The sequence below is a fragment of the Stutzerimonas kunmingensis genome (assembly GCF_002929225.1).
In the GTDB taxonomy this organism is placed as follows: domain Bacteria; phylum Pseudomonadota; class Gammaproteobacteria; order Pseudomonadales; family Pseudomonadaceae; genus Stutzerimonas.
Map to the genome: position 1 here is coordinate 71,595 of NZ_PISM01000004.1, position 26,060 is coordinate 97,654.

Annotated in this window: 18 protein-coding genes; 10 read left to right on the forward strand and 8 right to left on the reverse strand. The window is 63.9% G+C overall.

Features of this window, described 5'->3' with window-relative positions; genetic code table 11:
- Window positions 1–157 precede the first annotated feature (157 nt).
- Complete coding sequence (locus CW305_RS01395) at window positions 158–628, reverse strand: MaoC family dehydratase (RefSeq protein WP_014821189.1); 471 nt, start codon at window positions 626–628, stop codon at window positions 158–160.
- A gap of 276 nt (window positions 629–904) precedes the next feature.
- Here CW305_RS01395 and fadD2 point away from each other — a divergent pair, with 276 nt between their 5' ends.
- From fadD2 to rarD, 7 genes are all read left to right on the forward strand, one after another.
- Window positions 905–2,593: a long-chain-fatty-acid--CoA ligase FadD2 gene (gene fadD2, locus CW305_RS01400; RefSeq protein ID WP_104096910.1), complete on the forward strand. Its 1,689-nt coding sequence runs from the start codon at window positions 905–907 to the stop codon at window positions 2,591–2,593.
- 224 nt (window positions 2,594–2,817) lie between these two features.
- The gene (fadD1, locus tag CW305_RS01405) at window positions 2,818–4,509 is read left to right on the forward strand and encodes a long-chain-fatty-acid--CoA ligase FadD1 (RefSeq protein ID WP_104096911.1); all 1,692 of its coding nucleotides are present in this window, start codon (window positions 2,818–2,820) and stop codon (window positions 4,507–4,509) included.
- Between the two features lie 174 nt (window positions 4,510–4,683).
- Window positions 4,684–6,369 carry a methyl-accepting chemotaxis protein gene (locus CW305_RS01410; RefSeq protein ID WP_101274673.1) on the forward strand — a complete coding sequence of 562 codons (1,686 nt, stop codon included), beginning with the start codon at window positions 4,684–4,686 and terminating at the stop codon, window positions 6,367–6,369.
- Between the two features lie 183 nt (window positions 6,370–6,552).
- Window positions 6,553–8,238 carry a methyl-accepting chemotaxis protein gene (locus tag CW305_RS01415; RefSeq protein WP_014821185.1) on the forward strand — a complete coding sequence of 562 codons (1,686 nt, stop codon included), beginning with the start codon at window positions 6,553–6,555 and terminating at the stop codon, window positions 8,236–8,238.
- Window positions 8,239–8,506: 268 nt separating this feature from the next.
- A complete protein-coding gene (locus tag CW305_RS01420; RefSeq protein WP_104096912.1) occupies window positions 8,507–10,111 on the forward strand; it encodes a M28 family metallopeptidase in 1,605 nt (534 codons plus the stop codon).
- 115 nt (window positions 10,112–10,226) lie between these two features.
- Window positions 10,227–14,309, forward strand: a complete 4,083-nt coding sequence (gene hrpA / locus CW305_RS01425) for an ATP-dependent RNA helicase HrpA (protein WP_104096913.1) — start codon at window positions 10,227–10,229, stop codon at window positions 14,307–14,309.
- Between the two features lie 38 nt (window positions 14,310–14,347).
- Window positions 14,348–15,241: an EamA family transporter RarD gene (gene rarD / locus CW305_RS01430; protein ID WP_104096914.1), complete on the forward strand. Its 894-nt coding sequence runs from the start codon at window positions 14,348–14,350 to the stop codon at window positions 15,239–15,241.
- Between the two features lie 102 nt (window positions 15,242–15,343).
- Here rarD and CW305_RS01435 read toward each other — a convergent pair whose 3' ends face one another.
- The 3 genes from CW305_RS01435 to CW305_RS01445 are packed head-to-tail and all read right to left on the reverse strand — an operon-like array spanning window position 15,344 to window position 18,596.
- The gene (locus CW305_RS01435; RefSeq protein WP_104096915.1) at window positions 15,344–16,195 is read right to left on the reverse strand and encodes an FHA domain-containing protein; all 852 of its coding nucleotides are present in this window, start codon (window positions 16,193–16,195) and stop codon (window positions 15,344–15,346) included.
- A 57-nt stretch (window positions 16,196–16,252) separates the two neighbouring features.
- The gene (locus CW305_RS01440) at window positions 16,253–17,800 is read right to left on the reverse strand and encodes a serine/threonine-protein kinase (protein WP_104096916.1); all 1,548 of its coding nucleotides are present in this window, start codon (window positions 17,798–17,800) and stop codon (window positions 16,253–16,255) included.
- Window positions 17,801–17,819: 19 nt separating this feature from the next.
- Window positions 17,820–18,596 (reverse strand): PP2C family protein-serine/threonine phosphatase, encoded by a 777-nt coding sequence (locus tag CW305_RS01445; protein ID WP_104096917.1) that lies wholly within the window; start codon window positions 18,594–18,596, stop codon window positions 17,820–17,822.
- Between the two features lie 291 nt (window positions 18,597–18,887).
- Between CW305_RS01445 and CW305_RS01450 the strand changes: the two genes are divergently transcribed.
- The gene (locus CW305_RS01450; RefSeq protein ID WP_014821177.1) at window positions 18,888–20,027 is read left to right on the forward strand and encodes a sensor histidine kinase; all 1,140 of its coding nucleotides are present in this window, start codon (window positions 18,888–18,890) and stop codon (window positions 20,025–20,027) included.
- Window positions 20,028–20,049: 22 nt separating this feature from the next.
- Here the strand turns inward: CW305_RS01450 and CW305_RS01455 are convergent, their stop codons facing one another.
- Entirely contained in the window at window positions 20,050–20,781 is a 732-nt protein-coding gene (locus tag CW305_RS01455) for a TrmH family RNA methyltransferase (RefSeq protein WP_104096918.1), read from the reverse strand.
- Between the two features lie 11 nt (window positions 20,782–20,792).
- Entirely contained in the window at window positions 20,793–22,430 is a 1,638-nt protein-coding gene (locus tag CW305_RS01460; protein ID WP_104096919.1) for an NAD(P)/FAD-dependent oxidoreductase, read from the reverse strand.
- Window positions 22,431–22,678: 248 nt separating this feature from the next.
- Here CW305_RS01460 and rlmE point away from each other — a divergent pair, with 248 nt between their 5' ends.
- Window positions 22,679–23,299 carry a 23S rRNA (uridine(2552)-2'-O)-methyltransferase RlmE gene (gene rlmE, locus CW305_RS01465; protein ID WP_003300908.1) on the forward strand — a complete coding sequence of 207 codons (621 nt, stop codon included), beginning with the start codon at window positions 22,679–22,681 and terminating at the stop codon, window positions 23,297–23,299.
- 74 nt (window positions 23,300–23,373) lie between these two features.
- Entirely contained in the window at window positions 23,374–24,018 is a 645-nt protein-coding gene (locus CW305_RS01470; RefSeq protein WP_042926566.1) for an ion channel, read from the forward strand.
- 64 nt (window positions 24,019–24,082) lie between these two features.
- On the opposite strand, the gene CW305_RS01475 is transcribed toward CW305_RS01470, so the two are convergent.
- Together CW305_RS01475 and yghX are read right to left on the reverse strand one after the other, a co-directional pair.
- Entirely contained in the window at window positions 24,083–24,898 is an 816-nt protein-coding gene (locus CW305_RS01475; RefSeq protein ID WP_104096920.1) for an alpha/beta fold hydrolase, read from the reverse strand.
- Window positions 24,899–25,120: 222 nt separating this feature from the next.
- Window positions 25,121–26,008 carry a YghX family hydrolase gene (gene yghX / locus CW305_RS01480; RefSeq protein WP_104096921.1) on the reverse strand — a complete coding sequence of 296 codons (888 nt, stop codon included), beginning with the start codon at window positions 26,006–26,008 and terminating at the stop codon, window positions 25,121–25,123.
- Window positions 26,009–26,060: the final 52 nt, after the last annotated feature.

Below are 26,060 nucleotides of genomic sequence, written 5' to 3' on the forward strand. Positions count from 1 at the left end.
TCCGTTGGGGAACTGCTCGGGGCGTAGGCCAAGGCCGTAATGGCGTTCTGCTTGTCGCCCGTGCCGGGCAGGAGGGATTGCTGGAAATGCTGAGGGCGCCAAACAGGCGCCCTCAGCTTGCCTCCGTCACGCGACGGGACACTGAACGTGGAAAGGCTCAGCCGATGGTGATCGGCGGCAGCTCCTTCAGTTCGACGGTTTCCTGCTTGCGCGGCGCGAGTACTTCGGCCTCGCCGTCGACCACCTGCTCATCGTTCTGGTTGAACACGCGGGTGGCGATACGCACGCGGTTCTTCGGCAGCTTCTCGAGGATTTCCAGGCGCACGGTCAGGGTGTCACCGATTTTCACCGGACGGGTGAATTTCATGGTCTGGCCGAGATAGATGGTGCCCGGGCCCGGCATGGTGCAAGCCACGGCGGCGCTGATCAGCGCGCCACTGAACATGCCATGGGCGATGCGTTCCTTGAACAGCGTACCGGCCGCGAACTCGGCGTCCAGGTGGACCGGGTTGCGGTCGCCGGACATGGCCGCGAACAGCTGGATGTCCTTTTCCTCTACGTGTTTTTCGAAGCTCGCCTGCTGGCCGACTTCCAGTTCGGCGTAGGGCGTGTTGCTGATGGTGCTCATGGACAGTCCTCAGATGCTGGGGCGGCGCGTCAACTGCTGCGCCTGATCGAATCAGGTTCCGCGCAACCGGCACAGCCCGGTACTTGCGCGCTGGGGCTGCATTCTAGAGGCATGCAGCACGATTGTCCCGAGTGCAGGCCGTCCCGGCAGCGTGACGAAAGATTCACGGCAGTGATTTGTGCGGCTTGGACTGTTGCGTCGCGACGCTGACCTGATAAGTTCGCCAGAGCCCGCTGTGCGCGGGCCAGACACTCTCAGGTAAAGAGGCCAATAACAATGCAGCCTGAATTCTGGAATGACAAACGCCCTGCTGGCGTGCCCAACGACATCGATCTAGGTGCTTACCGCTCGGTCGTCGAAGTGTTCGAGCGAGCCTGCAAGACCCACGCGGACCGCCCCGCATTCAGCAATATGGGTGTCACCCTCAGCTACTCCGATCTGGAGCGCCACTCCGCCGCTTTCGCCGCCTGGCTGCAGCACCACACAGATCTGCAACCCGGCGACCGCATCGCCATTCAGATGCCCAACCTGCTGCAGTATCCCATCGCGGTGTTCGGTGCGCTGCGTGCCGGCCTCATCGTGGTCAATACCAACCCGCTGTACACCGCGCGGGAGATGCGCCACCAGTTCCAGGATTCCGGCGCGCGGGCGCTGGTGTATCTCAATACCTTCGGCCACCACGTGCAGGCGGTGCTGCCCGATACCGCCATCGAGCACCTGATTGAAGTGCGCATCGGCGACATGTTGCCGCCGCTCAAGGGCGCGCTGGTCAATGCGGCGGTCAAGCACCTGAAGAAAATGGTGCCGGATTACAGCCTGCCGCAAGCCGTTTCCTTCAAGGATGTGCTGCGCGACGGCGCACGCCACAGCCACAAGCCCGCGCCGCTGGAGCTCGACCACGTCGCCGTGCTGCAGTACACCGGCGGTACGACCGGTGTGGCCAAGGGCGCGATGCTGACCCACGGCAACCTGGTGGCGAACATGCAGCAGGTGCGGGCCAACATGCAGCAGCTGGACGATCAGGGCCACCCGGTCATCCGTGAAGGTCAGGAAGTGATGATCGCGCCGCTGCCGCTGTATCACATCTACGCCTTCACGGTTAACTGCATGTGCATGACGGTGACCGGCAACCACAACGTGCTGATCACCAACCCGCGGGACATCAACGGCTTCGTCAAGGAACTGCAACGCTGGCAGTTCTCCGCGTTCCTCGGGCTCAACACGCTGTTCGTCGCGCTGATGGCTCACCCGCAGTTCAAGAAGATCGACTTCTCCCGGCTCAAAGGCACCAATTCGGGCGGCACTGCCCTGGTTTCGGCAGTCGCCGAACGCTGGAAGAGCCTGACCGGCTGCACCGTCGTCGAAGGCTACGGCCTGACCGAAACCTCGCCGGTCGTCTGCGCCAATCCCCATGGCGAACATTCGCGCCTCGGCACGGTGGGGCTGCCGGTGCCCGGTACCACGGTCAAGGTAATCGACGACGAAGGCAACGCCTTGCCGCTCGGCGAGCGCGGCGAGCTGTGCATCAAGGGGCCGCAAGTGATGAAGGGCTACTGGCAGCGTCCCGAAGCTACGGCTGAGGTGCTGGACGAGGAGGGCTGGCTGAAGACCGGCGACATCGCGGTGATCGACGAGGACGGGTTCGTCAGCATCGTCGACCGCAAAAAGGACCTGATCATCGTCTCCGGTTTCAACGTCTACCCCAACGAGATCGAGGACGTGGTGATGGCTCACCCGAAGGTCGCCGCCTGCGCCGCTATCGGTGTCGCGGACGAGAAATCCGGCGAGGCGGTCAAGCTGTTCGTCGTGCCCAGCGATCCGACTCTCACCCAGGAAGAACTGCAGGCTTATTGCCGGGAGAATTTCACCGGCTACAAGATGCCGCGGCACTACGTTTTCCGCGATGCATTACCGATGACGCCGGTGGGCAAGATCCTGCGCCGCGAGTTGCGTGAAAGCGCCTGATAACGACAAGCGCAGCCCGCAGAGGGCGGCTCAAATTGAGTGACCGGGACATATGTTCCGGTCACTTTATGTCGAATCAACGCGTTCCTGACTCTGTTCGCTCCTGGGCAAAGCTGCTAACCTCGGGCACGCTTTTAGCCCGATTAGTGGTACAAAAGTTAACAAATCACAACAAAACAGCTGCCATCGCGCAGTAATAAAGCTGTTGCTTAGGAGTGGGGTTCATGACCGATAACTTCTGGAAGGATAAGTATCCTGTTGGTGTCTCCAGCGAGATCAATCCCGACGAGTATCAGAACATCCAGGCTGTGCTCAAGCAGTCTTGCGAGCGTTTCGCCGACAAGCCGGCCTTCAGCAATCTCGGCAAGACCCTGACCTATGGTGAGCTGTACAAGCTGTCCGGCGATTTCGCCGCCTATCTGCAGCAGAACACCGATCTTCAGCCCGGCGACCGTATCGCTGTGCAGCTGCCCAACCTGATCCAGTACCCCATCGTGGTGTTCGGGGCCATGCGCGCCGGCCTCATCGTGGTCAACACCAACCCGCTGTATACCGCGCGGGAAATGGAACACCAGTTCAACGACGCCGGCGCCAAGGCGCTGGTCTGCCTCGCCAACATGGCGCATCTGGCCGAGGAAGTGCTGCCCAAGACCGGCATCAAGCACGTGGTCGTCACCGAAGTCGCCGACATGCTGCCGCCGCTCAAGCGCATGCTGATCAACGCGGTGGTCAAGCATGTGAAGAAGATGGTCCCGGCCTACAGCCTGCCGAAGGCGGTCAAACTCAACGACGCGCTGGCCCTGGGCCGTGGCAAGGCAGTGCGGGACGTATCGCCGAGCAGCGATGAAGTCGCCGTGCTGCAGTACACCGGCGGTACCACCGGCGTCGCCAAGGGCGCGATGCTGACCCACCGCAACATTGTGGCCAACATGCTGCAGTGCAAGGCGCTGATGGGGTCGAACCTCAATGACGGCAGCGAGGTGCTGATCGCCCCTCTGCCGCTCTACCACATCTACGCCTTCACCTTTCACTGCATGGCGATGATGCTCAGCGGCAACCACAACATCCTGATCTCCAATCCGCGCGACCTGCCGGCGATGATCAAGGACCTGTCGAAGTATCGCTTCAGCGGCTTCGTCGGCCTCAACACGCTGTTCGTGGCGCTGTGCAACAGCGAAGACTTCCGCAAGCTGGATTTCTCCACGCTCAAGGTCACCCTGTCGGGCGGCATGGCGCTGCAGCTGGCGACGGCCGAGCGCTGGAAGCAGGTGACGGGTTGCCCCATCTGCGAAGGCTACGGTCTGACCGAAACCAGCCCGGTGGCCTCGGTCAATCCGATCGAGCACATCCAGATCGGCACCATCGGCATTCCGGTTCCTTCGACGCAGTTCAAGGTCATCAATGACGATGGCCAGGATCTGGCGCAAGGCGAGATCGGCGAGCTGTGCATCAAGGGCCCGCAGGTGATGAAGGGTTACTGGCAGCGCCCCGAGGCTACTGCCGAAGTGATCGACGCCGAAGGTTGGTTCAAGTCGGGCGATATCGGTGTGGTTCAGGAAGACGGTTACATCCGCATCGTTGACCGCAAGAAGGACATGATTCTGGTCTCCGGTTTCAACGTCTATCCCAACGAGCTGGAAGACGTGCTTGCCGGTCTGCCAGGGGTATTGCAGTGCGCCGCCATTGGCGTGCCGGACGAGAAGTCCGGTGAGGCGATCAAGCTGTTCGTGGTGGTCAAGCCGGGGGAGAGCCTGACCAAGGAGCAGGTCATGCAGCACATGCACGATAACCTGACCGGCTACAAGCGCCCGAAGTCAGTGGAGTTCCGCGACAGCCTGCCGACCACCAACGTCGGCAAGATCCTGCGTCGTGAGTTGCGTGATGAAGAGTTGCGCAAGCTGGGCCACAAGAAGTAGTACTCGTACCTCGACGAAAAAACCCCGCCTCGGCGGGGTTTTTTCGTTTTTGCGAACAGCGTTCATCGGCAGCGCCCGTCACAGCTTGAATTAGCGCTTGGTAGCGTTCTCCTCGTGATGTAGTCAGTGGCACAATGGCACTAATTAACCGCGTTTTTCATGGGGGATTTCCAGATGCTGTCATCACTACGATTGCGAGTGAAACTGCTCTTGCTTGCCCTTGGCCCGATTCTGCTGCTCGCTGTCCTGCTCAGCGGCGTTGCGGTGATCGAGCTGCAGGATCTGGCTGACCAGCAGGAAACGCAGACCCGCGCCAGTCTCATCCGCGACCGACGCGCCGAACTCGAAAGTTACGTGCAGCTCGCCCGCAATGCGATTGCGCCGATCTATGAGCGCTCCGCCGAAGGCGACCTGCAGGCCCGAGATCAGGCCGTGGCGCTGCTGGAAGGGCTGACCTACGGCCGCGAGGGCTACTTCTGGGGTTACGACGGGCAGTCCGTTCGCGTGTTCCAGGGCGCGACCCGCGAGCGTATCGGTGAGAACTTTTCCGACTTCAAGGACCCGAATGGCGTGTATGCGATTCGTGAACTGGTCAAGGCGGGTCAGAACGGTAGCCACTACGTCGACTACAGTTTCGCCGTGCCGGGCAGCAATGCACTGGTGCCCAAGGTCGGCTATGCCGAGTACCTGCCGAAATGGAACCTGGTATTCGGCACTTCGCTGAACCTGGATGACGTCGAGCGCGATGTCGGTGAGGCTCGGGCAGCCTTCCAGGCGCGCATCGACAGTCTCACGCTGATCATGCTTGGGTCCGCGCTGCTGCTGCTCATCCTCGTTGCCGTGCTCGCGGTGCTGATGAGCAATGCCATTCTGCGGCCGCTGCTGCAGATCAAGCAGAACCTCGACGACATGGCCGAGGGCGATGGCGACCTGACTCATCGCCTGCCGGTTACCAGCCGTGATGAGCTGGGTGAGCTGTCGGCATCGTTCAACCGCTTCGTCGAGAAGATCCACGTGCTGGTGCAACAGGTCGCCGGAACCACCGCGCAGCTGACCGGCCTGGTGGGTGAAGTCGCCAGCCAGGCGCAGCGTTCGGAGCACGCCATGGCCGATCAGCGCAGCGAAACCGACCAGGTGGCCACGGCAATCAACGAGATGTCGGCCGCTGCCCACGAAGTGGCGATGAGCGCCCAGCGTGCCGCCGAAGCCGCGCGCGAAACCGATCAGCAGGGCCTTGCGGCCAAGCAGGTCGTAGACCAGAGCATTCACCAGATTCACGAACTGGTGGGCGAGCTGCGCGGCAGCGGCGAGTCGCTGGAGGGGCTGCAACAGGACGTGAAAGGCATCGTCGGTGTGCTCGACGTGATTCGTGCCATTGCCGAGCAGACCAACCTGCTGGCGCTCAATGCCGCCATCGAGGCAGCCCGTGCCGGCGAGGCGGGGCGTGGCTTCGCGGTGGTGGCTGACGAGGTAAGGGCGCTGGCCAGCCGCACGCAGCAGAGCACCGGCGAGATTCAGGGCATGATCGATCGCCTGCAGAACGCAACTTCGAACACCGTCAGCACCATGCTGCGCGCCGGTGAGAAAGGCGAGAGCACTCGTGATCACGCCAATCAGGCCGGGGAGTCTCTGGATGCCATCTCCGCACTGATCGGCACCATCAATTCGATGAACGCGCAGATCGCCGCCGCCGCCGAAGAGCAGACCGCCGTGGCCGAGGAGATCAACCGCAGCGTGCACCATATCGCCGACGCGGTGGACGGTGTGGCCAGCGATGCCGCCCAGGGCGCGCAAACCGCACGTGAACTCAATGGTCTGGCTGAACAGCTCCAGCGGCTGGTGGGACAGTTCCGCATCTGATCGACAAGCCGCTCTAGGACGGGCCATCGCGAAACCCTGCCATGCAGGGTTTCGTCGTTCATGGGGTAAAGAAAGATCCCGCCAGGTCGACAACCCGAAGGTACTTGCGCAATTGGTGCTTAAGTGGCGCCTGTTTTTTGTCGCAATTTCTCTTGCTACAAGTACCTAAAGGAATCGATCAGAATGCTCTCCAATCTTCGTTTACGAATGAAGCTGCTGTTGCTCACGCTGGGCCCGATTCTACTGCTCTCCATCCTCCTCAGCGGCATCGCCGTCTATGAATTGCGTGCACTGGCCGAACAGCAGGAAGAGCACACCCGCAAGAGCCTCATTCAGGATCGGCGTGCCGAGCTCAAGCATTACGTCGAGCTTGCGCGCAATGCCATCGGGCCGATCCACGAACGCTCCGCCGAAGGCGACATGCAGGCGCGCGATCAGGCGGTGGCCATTCTCGAGCGGATGTCCTATGGCAAGGACGGCTATTTCTGGGGCTATGACTCCCAGGCCGTGCGCATCCTGCAGGGCAACACCAAGGACAAGATCGGCCAGAGCTTCTACGACTACCGTGACCCGAACGGTGTCTACGCCATTCGCGAGCTGGTGCGCGCTGGCCAGGACGGCAGCCACTACGTCGACTACAGCTTCGTGCTCGGTGACAGCAGTGTGCTGGTGCCCAAGGTCGGCTATGCCGAATTCCTGCCCAAATGGAACATGGTCTTCGGCACATCGTTGAACCTGGATGGCGTCGAGCGCGACGTGCAGGCCGCGCGGGCAGAGTTTCAGGAGCGCATCGACGGGCTGGTAGCCATCATGCTGGTTTCGGCGTTCGCGCTGCTGGCGTTGATGGCGCTGCTAGCCGTCTTCATGAGCAATGCCCTGCTCAGTCCGCTGCTGCTGATCAAGCGCAACCTGGATGACATGGCCCAGGGCGACGGCGACCTGACCCAGCGACTACCGATCACCAGCCAGGATGAACTGGGTGAGCTGGCCATGTCGTTCAACCGCTTCGTCGAGAAGATCCATTCGCTGGTACAGCAGGTCGCCGGCACCACCACGCAATTGAGCGGGCTGGTCGGTGCGGTGGCCAGCCAGGCGCAGCGCTCGGAACAGGCCATGGCCGACCAGCGCAGCGAGACCGATCAGGTCGCCACGGCGATCAACGAGATGTCGGCCGCGGCCCACGAGGTCGCGATGAGCGCCCAGCGTGCCGCCGAAGCGGCGCAGCAGACCGATCAGCAGGGCGTTGCGGCCAAACAGGTAGTCGATCAGAGCATCCGCCACATTCACGAACTGGTGGGCGAGCTGCGTGGTAGCGGTGAGTCGCTGGAAGGGCTGCAGCAGGACGTGAAAGGCATCGTTGGTGTGCTTGACGTGATCCGCGCCATCGCCGAGCAGACCAACCTGCTGGCGCTCAATGCGGCCATCGAGGCAGCCCGTGCCGGTGAGGCAGGTCGCGGTTTCGCCGTGGTCGCCGACGAAGTACGTGCCCTTGCCAGCCGTACCCAGCAGAGCACCGGTGAAATCCAGGGCATGATCGACCGTCTGCAGAGCGCCACTTCCAACACCGTCGCCACCATGTTGCGCGCTGGCGAGAAAGGCGAGAGCACCCGTGACCAGGCCAACCAGGCCGGTGAGTCACTGGATGCCATCTCCGCACTGATCGGCACCATCAACTCGATGAACGCGCAGATCGCTGCCGCAGCCGAGGAGCAGACCGCCGTCGCGGAAGAGATCAACCGCAGCGTGCACCACATTGCCGATGCGGTGGACGGCGTGGCCAGCGACGCCGCTCAGGGAGCCCAGACCTCCCGCGAGCTGAATGGACTGACCGTGCAACTGCAGCAGCTGGTCGGTCAGTTCCGAATCTGATTCGACGTTCTCCGGCGGCAGGTGCAACGCCTGTCGCCGTTGCTGAACGGCGCTGTTCGCAGCACCGTTCCGTCAGGCGCCACTGAAGCGCCTCGATGAAGTTCCCTGCAACCCGATCAACGGCGCTACCGGCGGGCGGCTGTCTCAGAACCGAGACGGCGGCCGTTCGGTCTAGCTCCCTATGGCCGCGTCCACTGAAAGCAGTAGGGGACGATGGCGCAAGCCACAGGCGGCCTGCCCATCAATCCGTTGCAAGGATGAGTTACCCATGCACAAAAAAAACAATGCTGTTCGGGTAGTTGCTTCTCTCGCATTACTTACCGGCAGTGTCGCGTTTGCGGCGCCGCAGGTAGACACCCCGCAGTTCAACGACTTCTGGACGCCGGACAAGCCCAACGCGGCGTTGTGTCGTTCGCCCTTGCTGGTCGGCACTCCGGTCGGTTTGCCGCGCTGCATGCAGGCGAGCAACGTCATGAAGCACCTGGAGGCGTTGCAGGACATCGCCACGATGAACGACGGCAATCGTGCGTCCGGTCAGCCCGGTTATCAGGCGTCGATCGACTACGTGCGCAGCCGCCTGCAGCGCGCCGGTTATCGCGTCGAAGTGCAGGCCTTCCCGTTCCTCGCCTTCTATCCCGTCAGCCCCGGCACGCTGAGCGCCGTGGCGCCGCAGCCGGCCCAGTACGTCTGGGAGGAGGATTTTACCTACGCCGATCAGACCGATCCGGGCAATGTCACCGCACCGGTGGTGCCGGTCGACCTGGCTCTCGGCGCTGGCAACACCTCCACCAGCGGCTGTGAGCCCGAGGACTTCGCCGGCTTCCCGGCCGGTGCCATCGCCTTGATGCAGCGCGGCACCTGTCCATTCGGGCAGAAAGCGAGCAATGCCGCGGCGGCCGGTGCGGCTGGCGCCATCATCTTCAACCAGGGGGACACCGAGGACCGCAAGGGGCTGCTGGTCGCAACCCTGGGCGAGGACTACAGCGGCGGCATCCCGGTGATGTTCTCGACCTACGATAACGGCGTGGCCTGGTCGCAGACCTCGGGGCTACAACTGAGCATGAACGTCGACGTGGTGCGCGAGCAGACCGAGACCTACAACCTGCTGGCCGAAACGCGCCGCGGCGATCCGGGCAACGTGGTCATGGTCGGCGCGCACCTGGACTCGGTGTTCGAAGGGGCGGGCATCAACGACAACGGCTCGGGCAGCGCCGCGCTGCTGGAAATGGCGCTGCTGATGAGCAAGGCGCGGCCGGAAAACAAGGTGCGCTTTGCCTGGTGGGGCGCGGAGGAGTCGGGTCTGGTGGGCTCGACCTACTACGTCACGCAGCTACCGGACGAGGAGAAACAGCGCATCAAGGCCTATCTGAACGTCGACATGATCGGTTCGCCGAACTACGCCAACTTCATCTATGACGGCGATGGCTCCGACTTCGGCCTGCAGGGGCCACCCGGCTCGGCCGCCATCGAACGCCTGCTGCGCACCTACTTCCAGCTGCGCAACGCGCCGTCTGAAGGCACCGAGATCGACTTCCGCTCCGACTACGCGCAGTTCTTCGAAGACGGCATCGCCTTCGGCGGACTGTTCACAGGCGCCGAGGACATCAAGACCGAGGAGCAGGCGCAGCGTTACGGCGGCGCAGCCGGCCAGCCGTTCGATCCGTGCTATCACAACGAATGCGACAACCTCGGCAACATCTCCACCGAGGCGCTGGAGTTGCACGGTGACGCGCTGGCCTTCGCCACCAGCTGGCTGTCGCTGTCGACCCGGATGATCGATGACGAGATCGCCGCGGCGACGGAGCAGAGCATCGGCAGCATGCGCATCCAGCAGGTGCAGGAGAAGTCGCGCTGGGGTCACTGGATCCGTTGATCGGCTGAACACCGCGCCGGCATGCCGGCGCGGTCCCTGCACAAACCCTTTCCCTTCGGCCGGCCGGGCAAATCTGCGACAATCGCGCCCTTCTCGAATTGCCCCACGGCTGTCCATGACCGACGCAACGCCCGCTATCGATACCCTGCTGAAGAATCTCGACCAGGCCCTGTTCGCTGATCGCCACCGCCTGCGCCGGCAGCTGCACGAGCTGAGAAAGCAGCCGGACGAGGCCAAACTGGCCCAGTGGCTGGAGCGCTTTCAGGCTTCGGTGGCCAAGGTTGAGGCGCGTCGGCAGAGTGTGCCGCGCATTCGCTACGACGATAGCCTGCCAATCGCTGCCAAGCGCGACGAGATCAAGGCCGCGCTGGAAAAGCACCAGGTGCTGGTGATTGCCGGTGAGACCGGCTCGGGCAAGACCACGCAGCTACCGAAAATCTGCCTGGAGATCGGCCGTGGCGTGCACGGGCTGATCGGCCATACCCAGCCGCGCCGGCTCGCAGCGCGCAGCGTCGCTACGCGGGTGGCAGAGGAAATCGGCACGCCACTCGGTGAACTGGTGGGTTATCAGGTGCGTTTCGAGGATCAGAGCAAGGACAGCTCGCTGATCAAGCTGATGACCGATGGCATCCTGCTGGCCGAGACGCAGCACGACCGCTTCCTCGAGCGTTACGACACCATCATCGTCGACGAGGCCCACGAGCGTTCGCTGAACATCGACTTCCTGCTCGGTTTTCTCAAGACCCTGCTGCCGCGTCGGCCGGATCTGAAGGTCATCATCACCTCGGCGACCATCGACCTGCAGCGCTTTTCGGAGCATTTCGACGGTGCGCCCATCGTCGAGGTGTCCGGGCGTACCTACCCGGTGGAAACCTGGTATCGGCCACTGGCGGCCGAGATCGACGAGGACGGCAACCGGTTGGAGGACGACCTGACCGTCGACCAGGGCATCCTCGCCGCGCTGGACGAGATCGCCGCCCACGAGCAGAGCGTCGGCAAGCGCCCCGGCGATGTGCTGGTGTTCCTGCCCGGTGAACGCGAGATTCGCGACGCGGCCGAGGTGCTGCGCAAGGCCACCTTGAAGTTCACCGAGGTGCTGCCGCTGTATGCGCGGCTGACGCCGGCCGAGCAGCAGAAGATCTTCCAGCCGCGACCGGGGCGCAAGATCGTGCTGGCCACCAACGTCGCCGAGACTTCGCTGACCGTGCCCGGTATCCGCTACGTGATCGATTCCGGTACTGCGCGCATCAGCCGCTACAGCTACCGCGCCAAGGTTCAGCGCCTGCCGATCGAGGCGGTGTCCCAGGCCAGCGCCAACCAACGCAAGGGGCGCTGCGGGCGGGTGGAGCCGGGTATCTGCATTCGGCTTTACAGCGAGGAAGACTTTCTCGGCCGGCCCGAATTCACCGATCCGGAGATCCTGCGCACCAACCTCGCCGCGGTGATCCTGCAGATGCTGCATTTGCGCCTGGGCGACATCCAGGATTTCCCCTTTATCGAGCCGCCGGATGGCAAGGCCATCAGCGATGGCTTCAACCTGTTGCAGGAACTTTCGGCAGTCAACCGCGAGAATCAGCTGACCCCGCTGGGCCGCCAGCTGGCACGCCTGCCGATCGACCCGCGACTGGGTCGCATGCTTCTCGAAGCCGCACGGCAGGGCAGCCTGGCCGAGGTGCTTATTGTCGCCAGCGCACTCTCGGTGCAGGACGTGCGCGAACGTCCGGCCGACCGCCAGCAGGCCGCCGATCAGGCCCATGCGCAGTGGAAGGACCCCGACTCGGACTTCGCCGCGCTGATCAATATCTGGCGCGGTTTTGAGGAGAAGCGCCAGGAGCTGGGCTCCAACCCGCTGCGCAGCTGGTGCCGGAAGAATTTCCTCAACTATCTGCGTCTGCGCGAGTGGCGTGACGCGCATCGCCAGCTGACCCTGATTGCCCGAGAACTCAAGCTTGGTTCGGGCAGGTCGGTGGATGGCTCCGGCCAACCACCGCGTGCCGATAAGGCACGTAGGGTGGAAGACGGCGAAGCCTCTTCCACGCGTCCGGCCGGGGCCAGCGCCCAACCCGCCCCGACCAAGGACACCAAGGTCAACGTCATCCTCCGCCAGCAGGCCGAAGCCAGCGATGAGGCGCAGAAGGCCAAGAGCTACGCGGCGGTGCACAAGGCCATCCTCGCCGGCCTGCTCAGCCAGATCGGCAACAAGACCGAGGAGGGCGACTTCCTCGGCGCGCGCCAGCGGCGCTTCTGGGTGCATCCCGGAAGCAGCATCGGGCGCAAGAAGCCCAACTGGCTGATGGCCGCCGAGCTGGTGGAAACCACCAAGCTGTTCGCGCGCATGGTCGCCAAGATCGAGCCCGACTGGATCGAGCCACTGGCCGGTCACCTGATCAAGAAGAACCACTTCGAGCCGCACTGGGAGAAGAAGCGCGGACAGGTGGTGGCCTACGAGCAGGTGACGCTCTACGGCATGATCGTCGTTGGCCGCCGACCGGTGCATTACGGCCCCATTGATCCGCCAGCAGCGCGAGAGCTGTTCATCCGCGAAGGGCTGGTGCGCGGCGAGATGCACAGCCGCGCCCGCGCGCTCAGCGCCAATCGCGAGCTGCTCGAGCGTCTCGACGAGCTGGAAGCCAAGGCGCGCCGCCGCGACATCCTCGCCGATGAGGAAACGCTGTTCGACTACTACGCTGCGCGGCTGCCGGCGGACATCTACCAGACCGCCAGCTTCGAGAACTGGTACAAGCGCGAAAGCCAGAAAGACCCGCAGCTGCTGATCATGCGCGAGGAAGACGTGCTCGCCCGCGAGGCCAGCGAAGTCACCGCCGCGCAGTACCCGGATTACCTGAACATCGGCGAGCTGCAGTTGCCGCTGGAATACCATTTCGAACCCAACCACCCGCGCGATGGCGTGACCTTGCGCGTGCCGGCGCCGCTGTTGCCGCAATTGCGCAGCGAGCGGCTCGACTGGCTGGTACCGGGGCTGCTGGAAACCAAGGCGGTGGCGCTGGTGCGCAACCTGCCCAAGGCGCTGCGCAAGAACTTCGTACCGGTGCCGGATTTCGTCGGCGCCGCGCTGGCCAAGATCACCTTCAGTGAAGGCGCGCTGCCGGAGGCGCTGGGCCGTGAACTGCTGCGCATGACTGGTGCACGCGTATCGGACGACGCCTGGGCCGAGGCGGCAGCCGGTCTGGAAAGCCATCTGAAGATGAACATCGAGGTGGTCGACGCCCGCGGCAAGTTCCTCGGTGAGGGGCGTGATCTGGCTGAACTCACCGCGCGCTTCGCCGAGGCCAGCCAGGCCGCCCTGGCGCCGCAGCAGCAGAAGGCCGAACAGAAGCCGGTCGAAGCCAAGGGTTTTGCCCAGGTCGCAGAAAAGGCCCAGGCGAAGATGGCCGGGCTGTCGATGACCGTCTATCCGGCGCTGGTGGAAGAGGCAGGGGTGGTCAAGGAAGGCCGTTTCCCGACCCAGGCCGAGGCCGAGTGGCAGCACCGCCGCGCGCTGCAGCGCCTGTTGCTGCAGCAGCTGGCGGAGCCGGCCAAGTACCTGCGCAACAAGCTGCCGGGGCTCACCGAACTGGGCCTGCTCTACCGCGACATGGGCAAGGTCGACGGGCTGGTCGAGGATATCCTCCTGGCGAGCCTGGGCAGCTGCATCCTCGACGGTGAAGCCCAGTTGCCGCGTGATGGCGCAGCCCTGGCGTCACTGGCCGAGCGCAAGCGCGGCGACTGGGCGGCGCATGCCGAGCGTCTGGCGCGCCTGACGCTGGAAATCCTCAAGCACTGGCACGGCCTGCAGAAGCGCTTCAAGGGCAAGATCGACCTGGCCCAGGCGGTGGCGCTGAACGACATCAAGGCGCAGCTGGGCAACCTTGTCTATCCGGGCTTTGTTCGCGAAACGCCTGCCGAGTGGCTGAAGGAGTACCCGCGCTACCTCAAGGCCATCGAGCAACGCTTCGAGAAGATCGGTGCGCAGCTGCAGCGTGATCGCGTCTGGTCCGGCGAGCTGGCCGTCTACTGGGAGCAGTACCAGGCACGCCTGAAGAAGCACCTGCAGGAAGGCAAGCGCGATGCCGAGCTGGCGCTGTATCGCTGGATGCTCGAGGAATATCGCGTCTCGCTCTGGGCACAGCAGCTTGGCACCAGGATGGCGGTTTCGGACAAGCGCCTGAACAAGCAGTGGAGCCAGGTCGAGCCCTGAGGTCGGGGCTGGCACGAATCGTCAATCGCAGGAAGCCCATGGAAACTCGCAACAGGCTGGCGGGCGTCGCCGGCTCGCTCGCCGCATCGACGCTCTTCGCAACGCTGTATTACTACACGTCGCTGCTCGAGCCGCTGAGTGGCCAGCAGATCTACGGCTGGCGCATTCTGCTCACCGCACCCTGCCTGGCGTTGCTACTGCTCGCCATCGGTCGCTGGGGCGAGGTCCGCGAGATCCTCGTGCGCGTACCGGCAGAGGCACGACTGTGGCTAGCGCTGCCGCTGTCTTCGGCGCTGGTCGGTTTGCAGCTGTGGCTGTTCATGTGGGCGCCGATCAACGGCCACGGGCTGGACGTTTCGCTCGGCTACTTTCTGCTGCCGCTGACACTGGTACTTACCGGGCGCCTGGTTTTCGGCGAAACGATCAGTCGCTTGCAACGCCTGGCCTGTCTGCTGGCGGCTGTAGGCGTGGGCAACCAGCTGCTACTGGCTTCGTCACTGTCATGGCCGGTACTCGCCGTTGCCCTGGGTTACCCGTGCTACTTCGTTCTGCGCCGCAAGCTCCGCACCGCCAGTCTTGGCGGGCTCTGGGTGGACCTGGTCATCAGCCTGCCGGTTGCTGCGCTGTTCGTCCTAGGCAGCGGTGACACGTTGAACCTGCTTGCCGGCAATCCCCGCCTGCCATTGCTGATTGCCGGCCTGGGCGCGCTCAGCGCGCTGGCGCTGGGGCTGATGATCAATGCCAGTAAGTACCTCAGCCTGACCCTGTTCGGCCTGCTCAGCTATGTCGAGCCGGTACTGTTGGTGGTCGTGGCGCTGCTGCTTGGCGAGAGCATCGCGCCGGACCAGTGGCTGACCTACGGGGCGATCTGGGCGGCGATTGTGGTGTTGGTCCTCGAAGGATTGCGGGCGCTGCGTCGGGGGCGAGGGTAGCGTTCGGTAGTGATTGATCAGGTGCCGAGGTTTCATCGGGCAGGCGCCGGCTGCTAGGGCAGAAAGCGGCACTGCATGGCCGCCGCTCAAGCCTGTTAGTTGCTAGATCATCTGCTGCACAACCAGCCCGGCGACAATGGCCAGCCCCAGCGCGCCGAGCAGCATGCCAAGGCGCCATGCGGATCTACCTGGCTCACGAGCAGGAGCGGCGGCAACAGGTGCCGCCGCGTGCAGCGGGTTCGGCGTGGCAGGGCGGGGGCGGGAAGGTTTCGGCTGGGGGGCAACCGTGGCGGGCAGGTCGGTGGCGCGGACGAATACGGTAGCGTCTTCGTCGACGACTTCCGGGGTGCTGACCTTGGGCCCGATCACCAGCAGTGTGGTATTGCCCAGCTGGATCTGGTCTCCCGGCTGCAGCACAGCGGTCGTGACCTTCTCGCGGTTCACCAGCAGGCCGTTGGCTGAGGCCAGGTCCTTCACTTCCAGCACATCGCCCTTGAGGTAGAACTCGGCGTGGCGGCGGGACAGTTCCGCATCGCTGAAGCAGAGTTCGCATTTGACCGAGCGGCCGAAGGTCATCGAGCCAGTGATGTGGTACTTGTGGCCCTGGTTCTCGCCCTTGACCACCTGCAACAGCCAGCGCGGGGCGCTCGCCAGCTTGGTGCCGGCCTTGGCCGGATCGACGATCTGCAGTTCCAGCGCGCCCAGGCGCAGGCGGTCGCCGGAACGAATCTGGTAGCGCTCGCCGACCTTCTCGTCATTGACGTAGGTGCCGCCAGGCGTGCCGAGGTCGGTGAGGTAATAGAAGCGGTTTTCCAGCAGCAGTTCGGCGTGAAATGGCGCGACCCCGGTGTCGTTGGCCACCAGCTTGTTGCTGCGGTCCGAACCGAGGGTGAAGCGTTCATCGGCAAGCCAGACCGGACTCTGGCGATTGTCAGCGAAGTGGATCCTGAGCATGGCGCGGTACCTTTTAGCTGCGCGGGCGACGGTCTGAGCCGAACGGCGCTCGGCGAATTATTGGTTGAATATCCGGTTCCACAGGCGCTTGACCGGGTTGGCCGGCGCTTGCGAGGTCTGCGTGTTGGACGGCGCGGCGCGTGAGGTGCTGGCCGTTGTGCGTTTCACCGGGCGCGGGGCCCGGGCCTTGGCAACCCGCTGAGCATGCGCGTCGTGCAGCGCGAGCAGGGGCGCATAGTCCGGGGTGGCTTCCAGCCCCTGCTGGATGTACTCCAGCGCCAGGGCGAACTCGCGGCGCCCGTAGGCTGCTTCGGCTAGCTCGACATACCGCTCGCTGACCTGCACCAGCCCGTTGCGGGCCACCTCGTTTTCCGGCAACCAGCCCAGCACCTGCTGGTAGTAGTGCACCGCGCTGTCTTCGGCGGGTTGCAGCAACTGATCGTTTGCCAGCCGTTGCGCCGCCAGTTCCAGTGCCTGGGCGATGCGCGCATCGAGCACGCGGCGTATGCCGTCGAGGGCCTCGACATTGTCCGAATCCAGGCGCAGGGCCTGGCGGTAGTAGTAGTCGGCATTGTCGAACGCCGGTGCAGTCAGTTGCCCCTCATCCAGGCGTGCCTCGGCGCGCGTGAGGTAGTCGTTGATGCGGCTGTATTGCAGCCATTGATAGCCGCCGGCGGCCAATGCGGCGACTGTCACGATCAGCGCCGCACCGATCACCGCCCAGCGGCCGATGCCACGACGGCGACGGCGGCGTCTGGTCGGCGCCTCGATGAATGCCGCCGGTGCGATGCGGGTCTGGTCCATGTCCGGCTCGGTGAGCGTGTCGATGGCCGCCAGCAGCTCACGGCAATTGCCGAAGCGCTCATCCGGCTGCTTGGCCAGCATGCGGTCGAGCAGTGGCTGGTAGGGCGCGAGCGCCGGCGGCAGTTGCGGCAAGGGCATCTGCAGGTGGTTGAGCACGGTTTGCGGATAGCTGCTGGCGCGGAACGGGTTGGTCCCGGTGAGCATCTCGGCGAGTATCACGCCGAGGCTGTAGATGTCGCTGCGGGCATCGAGTGGCTGGCACTGGGCCTGCTCCGGGCTGCTGTAGGCAGGGCTGCCGACCGCGATGCCGAAGTGGGTGAGCTCGTTATCCAGCTCTACGGCCTTGGCTACGCCGAAGTCGGTGAGCACCACGCTGCCGTCGTCACGGAAGAGGATATTGGCGGGCTTCACGTCTCTATGGACTAGCCCGCCGTCGTGCACCACCGCCAGGCCGCCGGCCAGCTGACGGATGATGTCCAGCGCGCGCGATGGTGAGAAGACGATGCCGCGGTGTTGCGCCAGGTCGCCGCCGCCGAGGTATTCCATGGCCAGGTAGTGCCGGCCATCGGCGATCTGGCCGATGTCGTGGATGGTGATGATCGCCGGGTGGCGCAGCGAGGCGACGATATGGCCTTCCTGGATGAAGCGCTCGGTGAACGCTGCATCTTCCGTGCGCAACAGCACCTTGACGGCCACCTCGCGATCCAGCGACAGCTGGGTGGCCAGATAGACCTCGGCCATTCCGCCTTTTCCGAGCCGCTTGTGCAGGCGATAGCCCGGTATTTCCAGCATCCGATGCATTGTAGAAACTCGCGCTTGCTTACGACTTGAGGGGTTTTAACAGCATGTTGATGAAGCGCCGCCCGCGGGACTCGGCCGCCGGGAGGGGGGCGGTGCGGCCGATGACGATGCAGGAGATGTTGTCGCGGCCGCCATGTTCATTGGCCTGGTCGATCAGCTGTTCCACCAGGTTCTCGAGGGTATCGGCAAAGGTGCAGCTGGCATGGATCTGCGCGTCGGTCAGCTCGTTGGTCAGGCCGTCACTGCATAGCAGCAGCAGCTCGCCGGGCTTGAGGGTGCCGCTGTGGGCACCGACTTCCAGCGGCGCCTCGCGTCCCAGGCAGCGCAGGATGATGTTGCGCCAGGCGTGGCCTTGAGCCTCGGCCGGCGTCAGCTCCCCGGCGTCGATCATCATCTGCACCCAGCTATGGTCCCGCGTAAGCTGCTCGATACCGTTGGAGGTGACCAGATAGGCGCGGCTGTCGCCGACCCAGGTGAGTTCGAAGTCGGCACCCTTGAAATGCGCTGCGACCAGCGTGGTGCCCATGCCGTCGTCCACAGCCGCGTCAAGTACTGCCTGGTTGGCGTGCTGAACCGCTGTCTGCAGCGAATCGCCGCCCTCGATCGCCTGCTGCAGTGCAGACAGTGCCAGGCTGCTTGCAACCTCCCCGCATTGATGCCCACCCATGCCGTCGGCGATGGCCCAGAGCCCCAGCTCCGGCGCGCAGAGCAGTGCATCTTCATTATGGCTGCGCCTGCGCCCTGGCGAGCTTTGCCCGGCGTAGTCCAGCAATGAATCAGAAATGGTAGGTTGCATGCGAGGGCCCTGCGGCACGACGTCGAGCGAGCATGATGCGTGGGGCTCGTAGGGCTGTCATCGACCGGCACCGCGACAAGCGCAAAACTGTTAACTCGCGCAAAGGGCAGCTTTATTTTTCGGCTGTTATCCGCGAATGCTGGTAGCCCGGTATGAGCAAGCGCGTTCACGCAAACCGGCCGGCTAAAAGTTACTACTGCTGGCGCTGCTTCCCTGTAGTCTCGGCTTCCGCTCCTCACTGACACACCTGTCGTCGCTACAACCATCCGTTTCAGTCACGAGGAGCAAACCATGCGCTTGGCCGATTTCATTCTGGAAAACATCGAACCCATCCTTCAGCAGTGGGAAGACTTCGCCAAGACGATGACACCCGCCGCCAACGGCATGGATTCGGTGGCGCTGCGGGACCATGCGGAGCAGATGTTGCTGGCGATCGCCGCCGATCTGCGCACGGCCCAATCGGTGAAGGCGCGGATCGCCAAATCCCATGGGAAGGCGTCGCCTTCACGAGATGCCACTCCCGCGGAAACCCACGCCGACATCCGCTATTCCTCGGGCTTCACGATTGCGCAGGTCATCGCCGAGTACCGGGCATTGCGCACCAGTGTGCTGGTCCTGTGGATGTCGTCCGATGCAGCGTCGAAAGAGCACGAGATTTCCGACATCGTCCGCTTTAACGAAGCGATCGATCAGGCCCTCGCCGAGTCTGTGGTCAGCTATGCGGACGCCGTGGATGCCGCGCGAAATGTCTTTCTCGGCATATTGGGCCACGACCTGCGAAGCCCCCTCGGCGCCATATTGCTGAGTGCTGACGTACTGCTACGCACAGGGGATTTGCCTCCAAAGCCGACCATCAACGTGTCGCGTATCTATACGAGCGTGAAACGCTCCATCAAGATCGTCGGCGACCTGTTGGACTTTACCCGCACGCACTCAGGCGTAGGCATTCCGGTGCGCATGGACAGCGAAGATCTGGCGCACGCGTGTGAAGGCATGGTTGAAGAGGCGAGGGCGTTCAACCCCGACCGACAGATCGTCCTGCAGTCGGAGCCGAGCCTTCCTGGGCAGTTCGATAAATCGCGAATGGAGCAGGTGATTGCCAACCTGATTGGCAACGCCGTCGAGCATGGCGAGGCGGGGACACCGATTACGGTCAGCCTGAAAAGCGATGAGGGGATCGCCGCGCTGACGGTTCACAACGTCGGCCGGCCCATCGCCGAATCGGCAAAAAGCAGCCTCTTCAATCCGATGGTGCGTCACATCCAGAGCGGCAACGCCGAGTACGGTGCGGGCGCGGGGCTCGGCCTTGGACTGTATATCGCATCCGCCATAGTCGATGCTCACCACGGCAGTATCGAGTTCGAGTCGATGGCCGGTAGCGGCACTACGTTCACGGTGCGCATACCCCTGGGCGGCGAGCAGGCTGCATAGTGCAGCCCACCTCAAGCAGCGGCTATCTGCTCAATTCGTACGCGCACATGTTGACTGTTGCCGCCAGATTCAGCGATTCGATGGCGCCACACCCGGGAATCGTGAATGGCTGGGCTTTGAGTGAGGCCAGCTGTTCGCGTGGCACGCCGCGGGCTTCGTTCCCGAACAGGTAGCAATCGAAGGCGCGGAAACTCGCCGATTGCACCGGCTCGCCGCTCATATCCAGGCAGGCGATGCGCTGGAAGCGGGTGTGCAACGAATCCAGCTCCACATCCAGCTCCATCGGCGCATGAAAGATAGCGCCCATGCTCGAACGCACGACCTTGGGGTTGTACGGGTCGACGCTGCCGGGGCTGAGCAGGCAGCGAAAACCACCGAACCACGCCAGCGTGCGCAGGATGGTGCCGAGGTTGCCCGGATCCTGGATTTCATGCAGGTAGATGGCGCGCTCGCCCGCGAGGGGCGCAGCAACCGGCGCGCCTGTCGCTGGCATCGGCACCAGCGCAACGATGCCCTGCGGGGTTTTGGTATCGGCGATCTGCGCCATCTGGCGATCGCTGATCAGGTGGGTCCTGAACGGGCTTTGCCAGTGCTCGTAGGCGCTGGCCACATACAGCTCGCTGCGTTGCAGCAGCGGGTTATGCAAGCCCGCCTTCTGCAGCTCCAGCACCAGATGCTCGCCCTCCACCAGAAAATATCCGAACTCGGCCCGGTACTTTTTCTGGTGCAGCTTTTTGATGTCGTCGAGTTTCATCAGGGCGGCGCTCAGTTGCTCTGCACTTCGGTGTGTTCCACTTCAGCCAGCATCGAGTTGGCCAGCGCCTCGGCGACCTTGATGCCATCCACGCCTGCCGAAAGGATGCCACCGGCGTAACCCGCGCCTTCGCCGGCCGGATACAAGCCGCGCAGGTTGAGGCTCTGCAACGTCTCGTTGTCACGGGTGATGCGCACCGGCGACGAGGTGCGGGTTTCGATGCCGGTAAGCACCGCATCAGCACGATCGAAGCCGCGGATCTGCTTGCCGAACGCCGGCAGCGCCTCGCGGATCGCCTCGATTGCATATTCGGGCAGTGATGGCGCGAGATCGCCCAGGCGCACGCCCGGTTTGTAGGAGGGCTCGACCTCGCCGAACGCGGTAGACGGCACGCCGCGAATGAAGTCGCCGACCAATTGCGCAGGTGCGCAGTAATCGCTGCCACCCAGCTCATAAGCGCGCGATTCCAGGCGCTCCTGCAGCTCCACGCCGGCCAGCGGGTCGCCGGGGAAATCCTGCTCAGGGTTGATGCCTACGACGATGCCGGCATTGGCATTGCGTTCGTTGCGCGAGTACTGGCTCATGCCGTTGGTCACCACGCGGCCCGGCTCGGACGTGGCGGCCACCACGGTGCCGCCCGGGCACATGCAGAAGCTGTAGACCGCACGGCCGTTCTTGGCGTGGTACACCAGCTTGTAGTCCGCAGCACCCAGCTCCGGATGGCCGGCGTACTTGCCCAGCCGGGCTTGGTCGATCATGCCCTGCGGGTGTTCGATGCGGAAACCGATGGCAAACGGCTTGGCCTCGATGAACACGTCCTGGCGATGCAGCATGCGCACGGTATCGCGGGAGCTGTGCCCCAGCGCCAGCACCACATGGCGACTCTTGATCGTCTCGCCGCTGGCCAGCACCACGCCTTCGAGCTGGCCATCGTTGATCACGAGATCGGTCACTTTGCACTCGAAGCGCACTTCGCCGCCGAGGGCGATGATTTCCTCGCGCATGGTCGAGACCACACCGGTAAGACGGAAGGTGCCGATGTGCGGCTTGCTCACATACATGATCTCGGCGGGTGCGCCGGCACGAACGAACTCGTGCACCACCTTGCGCGCGTAGAACTTGGGGTCCTTGATCTGGCTGTAGAGCTTGCCGTCGGAGAACAGCCCGGCGCCGCCCTCGCCGAACTGCACGTTGGATTCCGGCGTCAAGACCTTCTTGCGCCACAGCGCCCAGGTGTCCTTGGTACGGCTGCGCACATCCTTGCCGCGCTCCAGCACGATGGGCTTGAAGCCCATCTGTGCCAGCAGCAGCGCGGCGAACAATCCGCAGGGGCCGAAGCCCACCACCAGCGGGCGCTCGCTCAGATTGGCTGGCGCCTGGCCTACAGGGTAGTAGTTGGTGTCCGGCGCTGGACGCACGTTGTGGTCATCGGCAAAACGCGCCAGGACGGCCGCCTCGTCGCGGGCCTCCAGATCGATGATGTAGATGAACAGAATGACGCTGTTCTTCTTGCGCGCATCGTAGCTGCGCTTGAATACGGTGAAATTCAGCAGATCGGCGTCGCTGATGTTCAGGCGTTTGACGATGGCCTGGCGCAACTCATCGGCGGAATGATCGAGGGGCAGGGACAGCTCGTTGATGCGAATCATGACGGTAATCCTGGCCGGTGACTCCGGCAGAGGAAGAAGAAGGGGCGGGGAGTAGGGCGCGGATTGTACCCGTCGCCGCTCGTGCCTGTCAGGCTGCGCTGATGGCCTTCCACGGCCTCTGTGCTGCGACCAGCGCCCGCGGGGCGGCATTATCGGCTTATAATCGCCGCCACTTTGCGTCCAATGGTTGTGCCTTGCTGCGCCTGTTGGTCCGCGTCTTACCTTGATTCTCCGTGGTTGGCTCTATCATGAAACGATCCAAAAGCAGCCGTCGTTGGCTGGATGAACACGTCAACGATCCCTTCGTCAAACGCGCCCAGAAGGACGGCTTGCGCTCGCGCTCCAGCTACAAGCTGATCGAGCTGAACGAGAAGGACAAGTTGATACGCCCCGGCATGCTGGTCATGGATCTCGGCTCCGCTCCCGGTGGTTGGTCGCAGGTGGCCGGCGGTATCGTCGGTGAAAAGGGTAGGGTGCTGGCGACCGACATTCTGCCGATGGGCGGGCTGGATAACGTCGACTTCGTGCAGGGCGACTTCACCGAAGACGCCGTTTTTCAGCAGATCCTCGACATGCTCGACGGCCGGCAGCCCGATCTGATCGTCTCCGACATCGCGCCGAACATCAGTGGCGTCGCCGCCGCCGACCAGGCCGCTTCGATGTACCTGGTCGAGCTGACCCTCGACATGGTTCGCCAGGTGCTCAAGCCCGGCGGCAACTACGTGGTCAAGGTCTTCCAGGGCGAAGGCTCGGACGACTTCCTCAAGGATGTGCGCAGCTCGTTCGAGAAGGTGTCGATCCGCAAACCGGAAGCATCGCGCCCGCGTTCGCGTGAGGTCTATCTGGTGGCGAAGGGGTTCAAGGGCTAAGGGCACTTTCAGTGCCCTGCCGCGCGTTCCGCTCCCGCTACACCCGAGCTGGCTGATACATCGATGGGCAATCAATGCTGACCTACCTCGTGCGTTATCCCTCGGCAGCGCTGCTGTTTGTCCAGCTGCTCGGCATCCTGCTGTACCCCTTCATGGAAAACACCCCGCTCGGCCGCGCTGCCTTTGGTGCATTCGGCGTTGTGGTGCTGGTCCTGGCGTTGCGCATCGTCAACCGGAGCCCGACGCTGCATTCGCTGGCGTTCCTGATGGCCGCTGCGATCCTCGGACTGACGCTTGCCGTCGAACTGACAGCCATGCCCGGCCTGTACCTGGCGTTGGTCGTGACCGAGTCGATGTTCTACTTCTACGCGGCGGCTGGCCTGATCGGCTACATGATGGAAGACCAGCGCACGACGACGGACGAACTGTTTGCCGTCGGTGCCACCTTCACGCTGCTGGCGTGGGCGTTCGCCTACGCCTATGCGGCCTGCCAGCTCGTTGCCCCGGGCAGTTTCGTCGCTATCCTGCAGCCGGATGAGCCTCGCTCGTGGATGGAACTGCTGTTTCTCAGTGTCACCGTACTCTCCGGTGTTGGCCTCGGTGACATCCTGCCGCTGCGGCCTGTGGCGCGGGCGCTGGTCATGCTCGAGGAAATTGCGGGGCTGATGTATATCGCCCTGGTCGTCTCGCGGGTAATCGGGCTGACCATCCGCCGTTAATGACGCCTCCTGCAACGCCGCCCTTCCGAATGCCCTGTCGCCGAGAGAAACGCCAGGCAAGGCCTTAGCCGATCGCCCGCAAGAACCGTCCAACTCGCTCCAGCACTACGTCCGGCTGCTCGCGATGCGGCACGTGGCCGACGTCGGGCAGCAGCGCCTGTTCGACATGGCCGCCGGCGTGTTGGGCGATCAGTTGCGGGTGGCGTTCGGAGCCGAATTCGTCGTTGTCGCCATGGATGGCCAGTGCCGGGCAGCGGACTCGAGGCAGGGCGTGGGCGAGGGTCCAGGAGGCGAAGTCGGGCGCGAGCCAGGTGTCGATCCACGCGCTGAGTACCCAGTCGCTGCGCTCGCCGTGGTAGCGGCGCAGGCGTTCGCGCTGTGCGGGGGCGGCGAACCAGCTTCTGGCCTGGCGGATGCCTTCCAGCGTGCGGGGTTCGACGAAGGTGACCGCCGACATCGTGATCATCGCCTGGCAGGCTGCGGGATATTGCGCGGCGCAATGCACCGCCATGCTGCCGCCGACGCTGTGACCGACCACCACAAAACGCTCGATACCCAGATGGTCCAGCACTTGGGCGAAGCCATGCGCGGCTTCATCCTCGACGAAGGTCGGCGCAGGCGGAGCGGTCAAGCGGTCGGAGCGACCGAAGCCCAGCCGGTCATAGGCGACCACCGTGCGGCCGGTAGCCTGGGCGAGCGCGGCGGGGAAATCCTTCCACTGTTCGATGCAGCCGAGCGACTCGTGCAGCAGCAGGATCGGTGCGCAGTTCGGGCGCAGCGCGCCGGCGTCGGGGAACCAGCTGCGGACGAACATCTGCCCATGCGTGCTCTGGACCCAGAGGTCTGCCTGGGCGCTGCCGAGCGTTGCGCTATTGGTCATGGAGGGCTTTCCTGAGCGGTGCGGACCACATAGCAGTACTGGTCTTTTACGTAAACGTCAACATGCAGTGACGGATGTATCGACAGTGTGCTGCAGCCTTCGGGCAGGCAATGCAGCCGTAACCCGCACTGGTGCGCGGCACAACGTGCGGGCGTTCTGGAGGCAAATCAGGTCAGCGCAGGGTTGGAGCCTGGCGGCATGGCCCGCTACGGCAGGAGCGCATCAGCTCAGATAACGCTGGAACCAGGCGATGGTGCGTTGCCAGGCCAGCTCAGCCGCCTGCTCGTCGTAGCGCGGGGTGCTGTCGTTGTGAAAGCCATGCTGGGTGCCCGGGTAGATGTAGGCCTCGTAGTGCTTGCCGGCCGCCTTGAGCGCGGCTTCATAGGCGGGCCAGGTTTCATTGACGCGCTCGTCGTGTTTGGCGAACTGGAACAGCAACGGCGCCTGAATTTTCTCCACATCCGCCGGATTGGCCTGACGGCCATAGAACGGCACTGCCGCCGCCAGTTCCGGGTATGCCACCGCGGCGGCATTGGCCACGCCACCGCCATAGCAGAAGCCGGTGATGCCGACCTTTTCGGTGGTGGCTTCGTGGGCCATCAGCCATTCGATGGCGGCGAAGAAGTCGTTCATCAGTTTCTGCGGATCGACTGCGGCCTGCAGTTCGCGGCCCTTGTCGTCGTTGCCGGGATAGCCGCCGACCGAACTCAGCCCGTCCGGTGCGAGGGCGACGAAACCGGCCTTGGCCACGCGCCGTGCGACGTCTTCGATATAGGGGTTGAGGCCGCGATTCTCGTGGACGACAACGATGCCTGGCACCTTGCCCTCGGCCCCGGCCGGACGGACCAGGTAGGCGCGCACCTCACCGTGGCCGTTGGGCGATGGGTAGCTGACGTATTCGGCGATGATGTCCGGATCGGTGAAGGCGACCTGCTGGGCCAACGCATAGTTGGGCGTGAGCGCATCGAGCACCGCCACGGCGGTCATGCTGCACAGCGTGAAGGCCGCGGCGCGGTCGAGGAATTCCCGGCGGCTGAGCTTGCCGTGGACGTAGAAGTCGTAGAGCTCGAGCAGTTCGGGGGCGAAGTCTTTCGCGGTAAGACGTTCCATCGGCGGCTCCGTCGAGTATCGAAAGCGATGCTGGGTGTTTGCGCTGACAGCG

Bases quoted from the DNA above. Each gene is read 5' to 3' on its own strand.
- fadD2 (WP_104096910.1), top strand. From the start codon at position 905: ATGCAGCCTGAATTCTGGAATGACAAACGCCCTGCTGGCGTGCCCAAC.
- hrpA (WP_104096913.1), top strand. From the start codon at position 10,227: ATGACCGACGCAACGCCCGCTATCGATACCCTGCTGAAGAATCTCGAC.
- CW305_RS01450 (WP_014821177.1), top strand. From the start codon at position 18,888: ATGCGCTTGGCCGATTTCATTCTGGAAAACATCGAACCCATCCTTCAG.
- rlmE (WP_003300908.1), top strand. From the start codon at position 22,679: ATGAAACGATCCAAAAGCAGCCGTCGTTGGCTGGATGAACACGTCAAC.
- CW305_RS01435 (WP_104096915.1), bottom strand. From the start codon at position 16,195: ATGCTCAGGATCCACTTCGCTGACAATCGCCAGAGTCCGGTCTGGCTT.
- CW305_RS01445 (WP_104096917.1), bottom strand. From the start codon at position 18,596: ATGCAACCTACCATTTCTGATTCATTGCTGGACTACGCCGGGCAAAGC.
- rarD (WP_104096914.1), top strand. From the start codon at position 14,348: ATGGAAACTCGCAACAGGCTGGCGGGCGTCGCCGGCTCGCTCGCCGCA.
- CW305_RS01420 (WP_104096912.1), top strand. From the start codon at position 8,507: ATGCACAAAAAAAACAATGCTGTTCGGGTAGTTGCTTCTCTCGCATTA.
- CW305_RS01410 (WP_101274673.1), top strand. From the start codon at position 4,684: ATGCTGTCATCACTACGATTGCGAGTGAAACTGCTCTTGCTTGCCCTT.
- CW305_RS01395 (WP_014821189.1), bottom strand. From the start codon at position 628: ATGAGCACCATCAGCAACACGCCCTACGCCGAACTGGAAGTCGGCCAG.
- fadD1 (WP_104096911.1), top strand. From the start codon at position 2,818: ATGACCGATAACTTCTGGAAGGATAAGTATCCTGTTGGTGTCTCCAGC.
- CW305_RS01455 (WP_104096918.1), bottom strand. From the start codon at position 20,781: ATGAAACTCGACGACATCAAAAAGCTGCACCAGAAAAAGTACCGGGCC.
- CW305_RS01475 (WP_104096920.1), bottom strand. From the start codon at position 24,898: ATGACCAATAGCGCAACGCTCGGCAGCGCCCAGGCAGACCTCTGGGTC.
- CW305_RS01440 (WP_104096916.1), bottom strand. From the start codon at position 17,800: ATGCATCGGATGCTGGAAATACCGGGCTATCGCCTGCACAAGCGGCTC.
- CW305_RS01470 (WP_042926566.1), top strand. From the start codon at position 23,374: ATGCTGACCTACCTCGTGCGTTATCCCTCGGCAGCGCTGCTGTTTGTC.
- yghX (WP_104096921.1), bottom strand. From the start codon at position 26,008: ATGGAACGTCTTACCGCGAAAGACTTCGCCCCCGAACTGCTCGAGCTC.
- CW305_RS01415 (WP_014821185.1), top strand. From the start codon at position 6,553: ATGCTCTCCAATCTTCGTTTACGAATGAAGCTGCTGTTGCTCACGCTG.
- CW305_RS01460 (WP_104096919.1), bottom strand. From the start codon at position 22,430: ATGATTCGCATCAACGAGCTGTCCCTGCCCCTCGATCATTCCGCCGAT.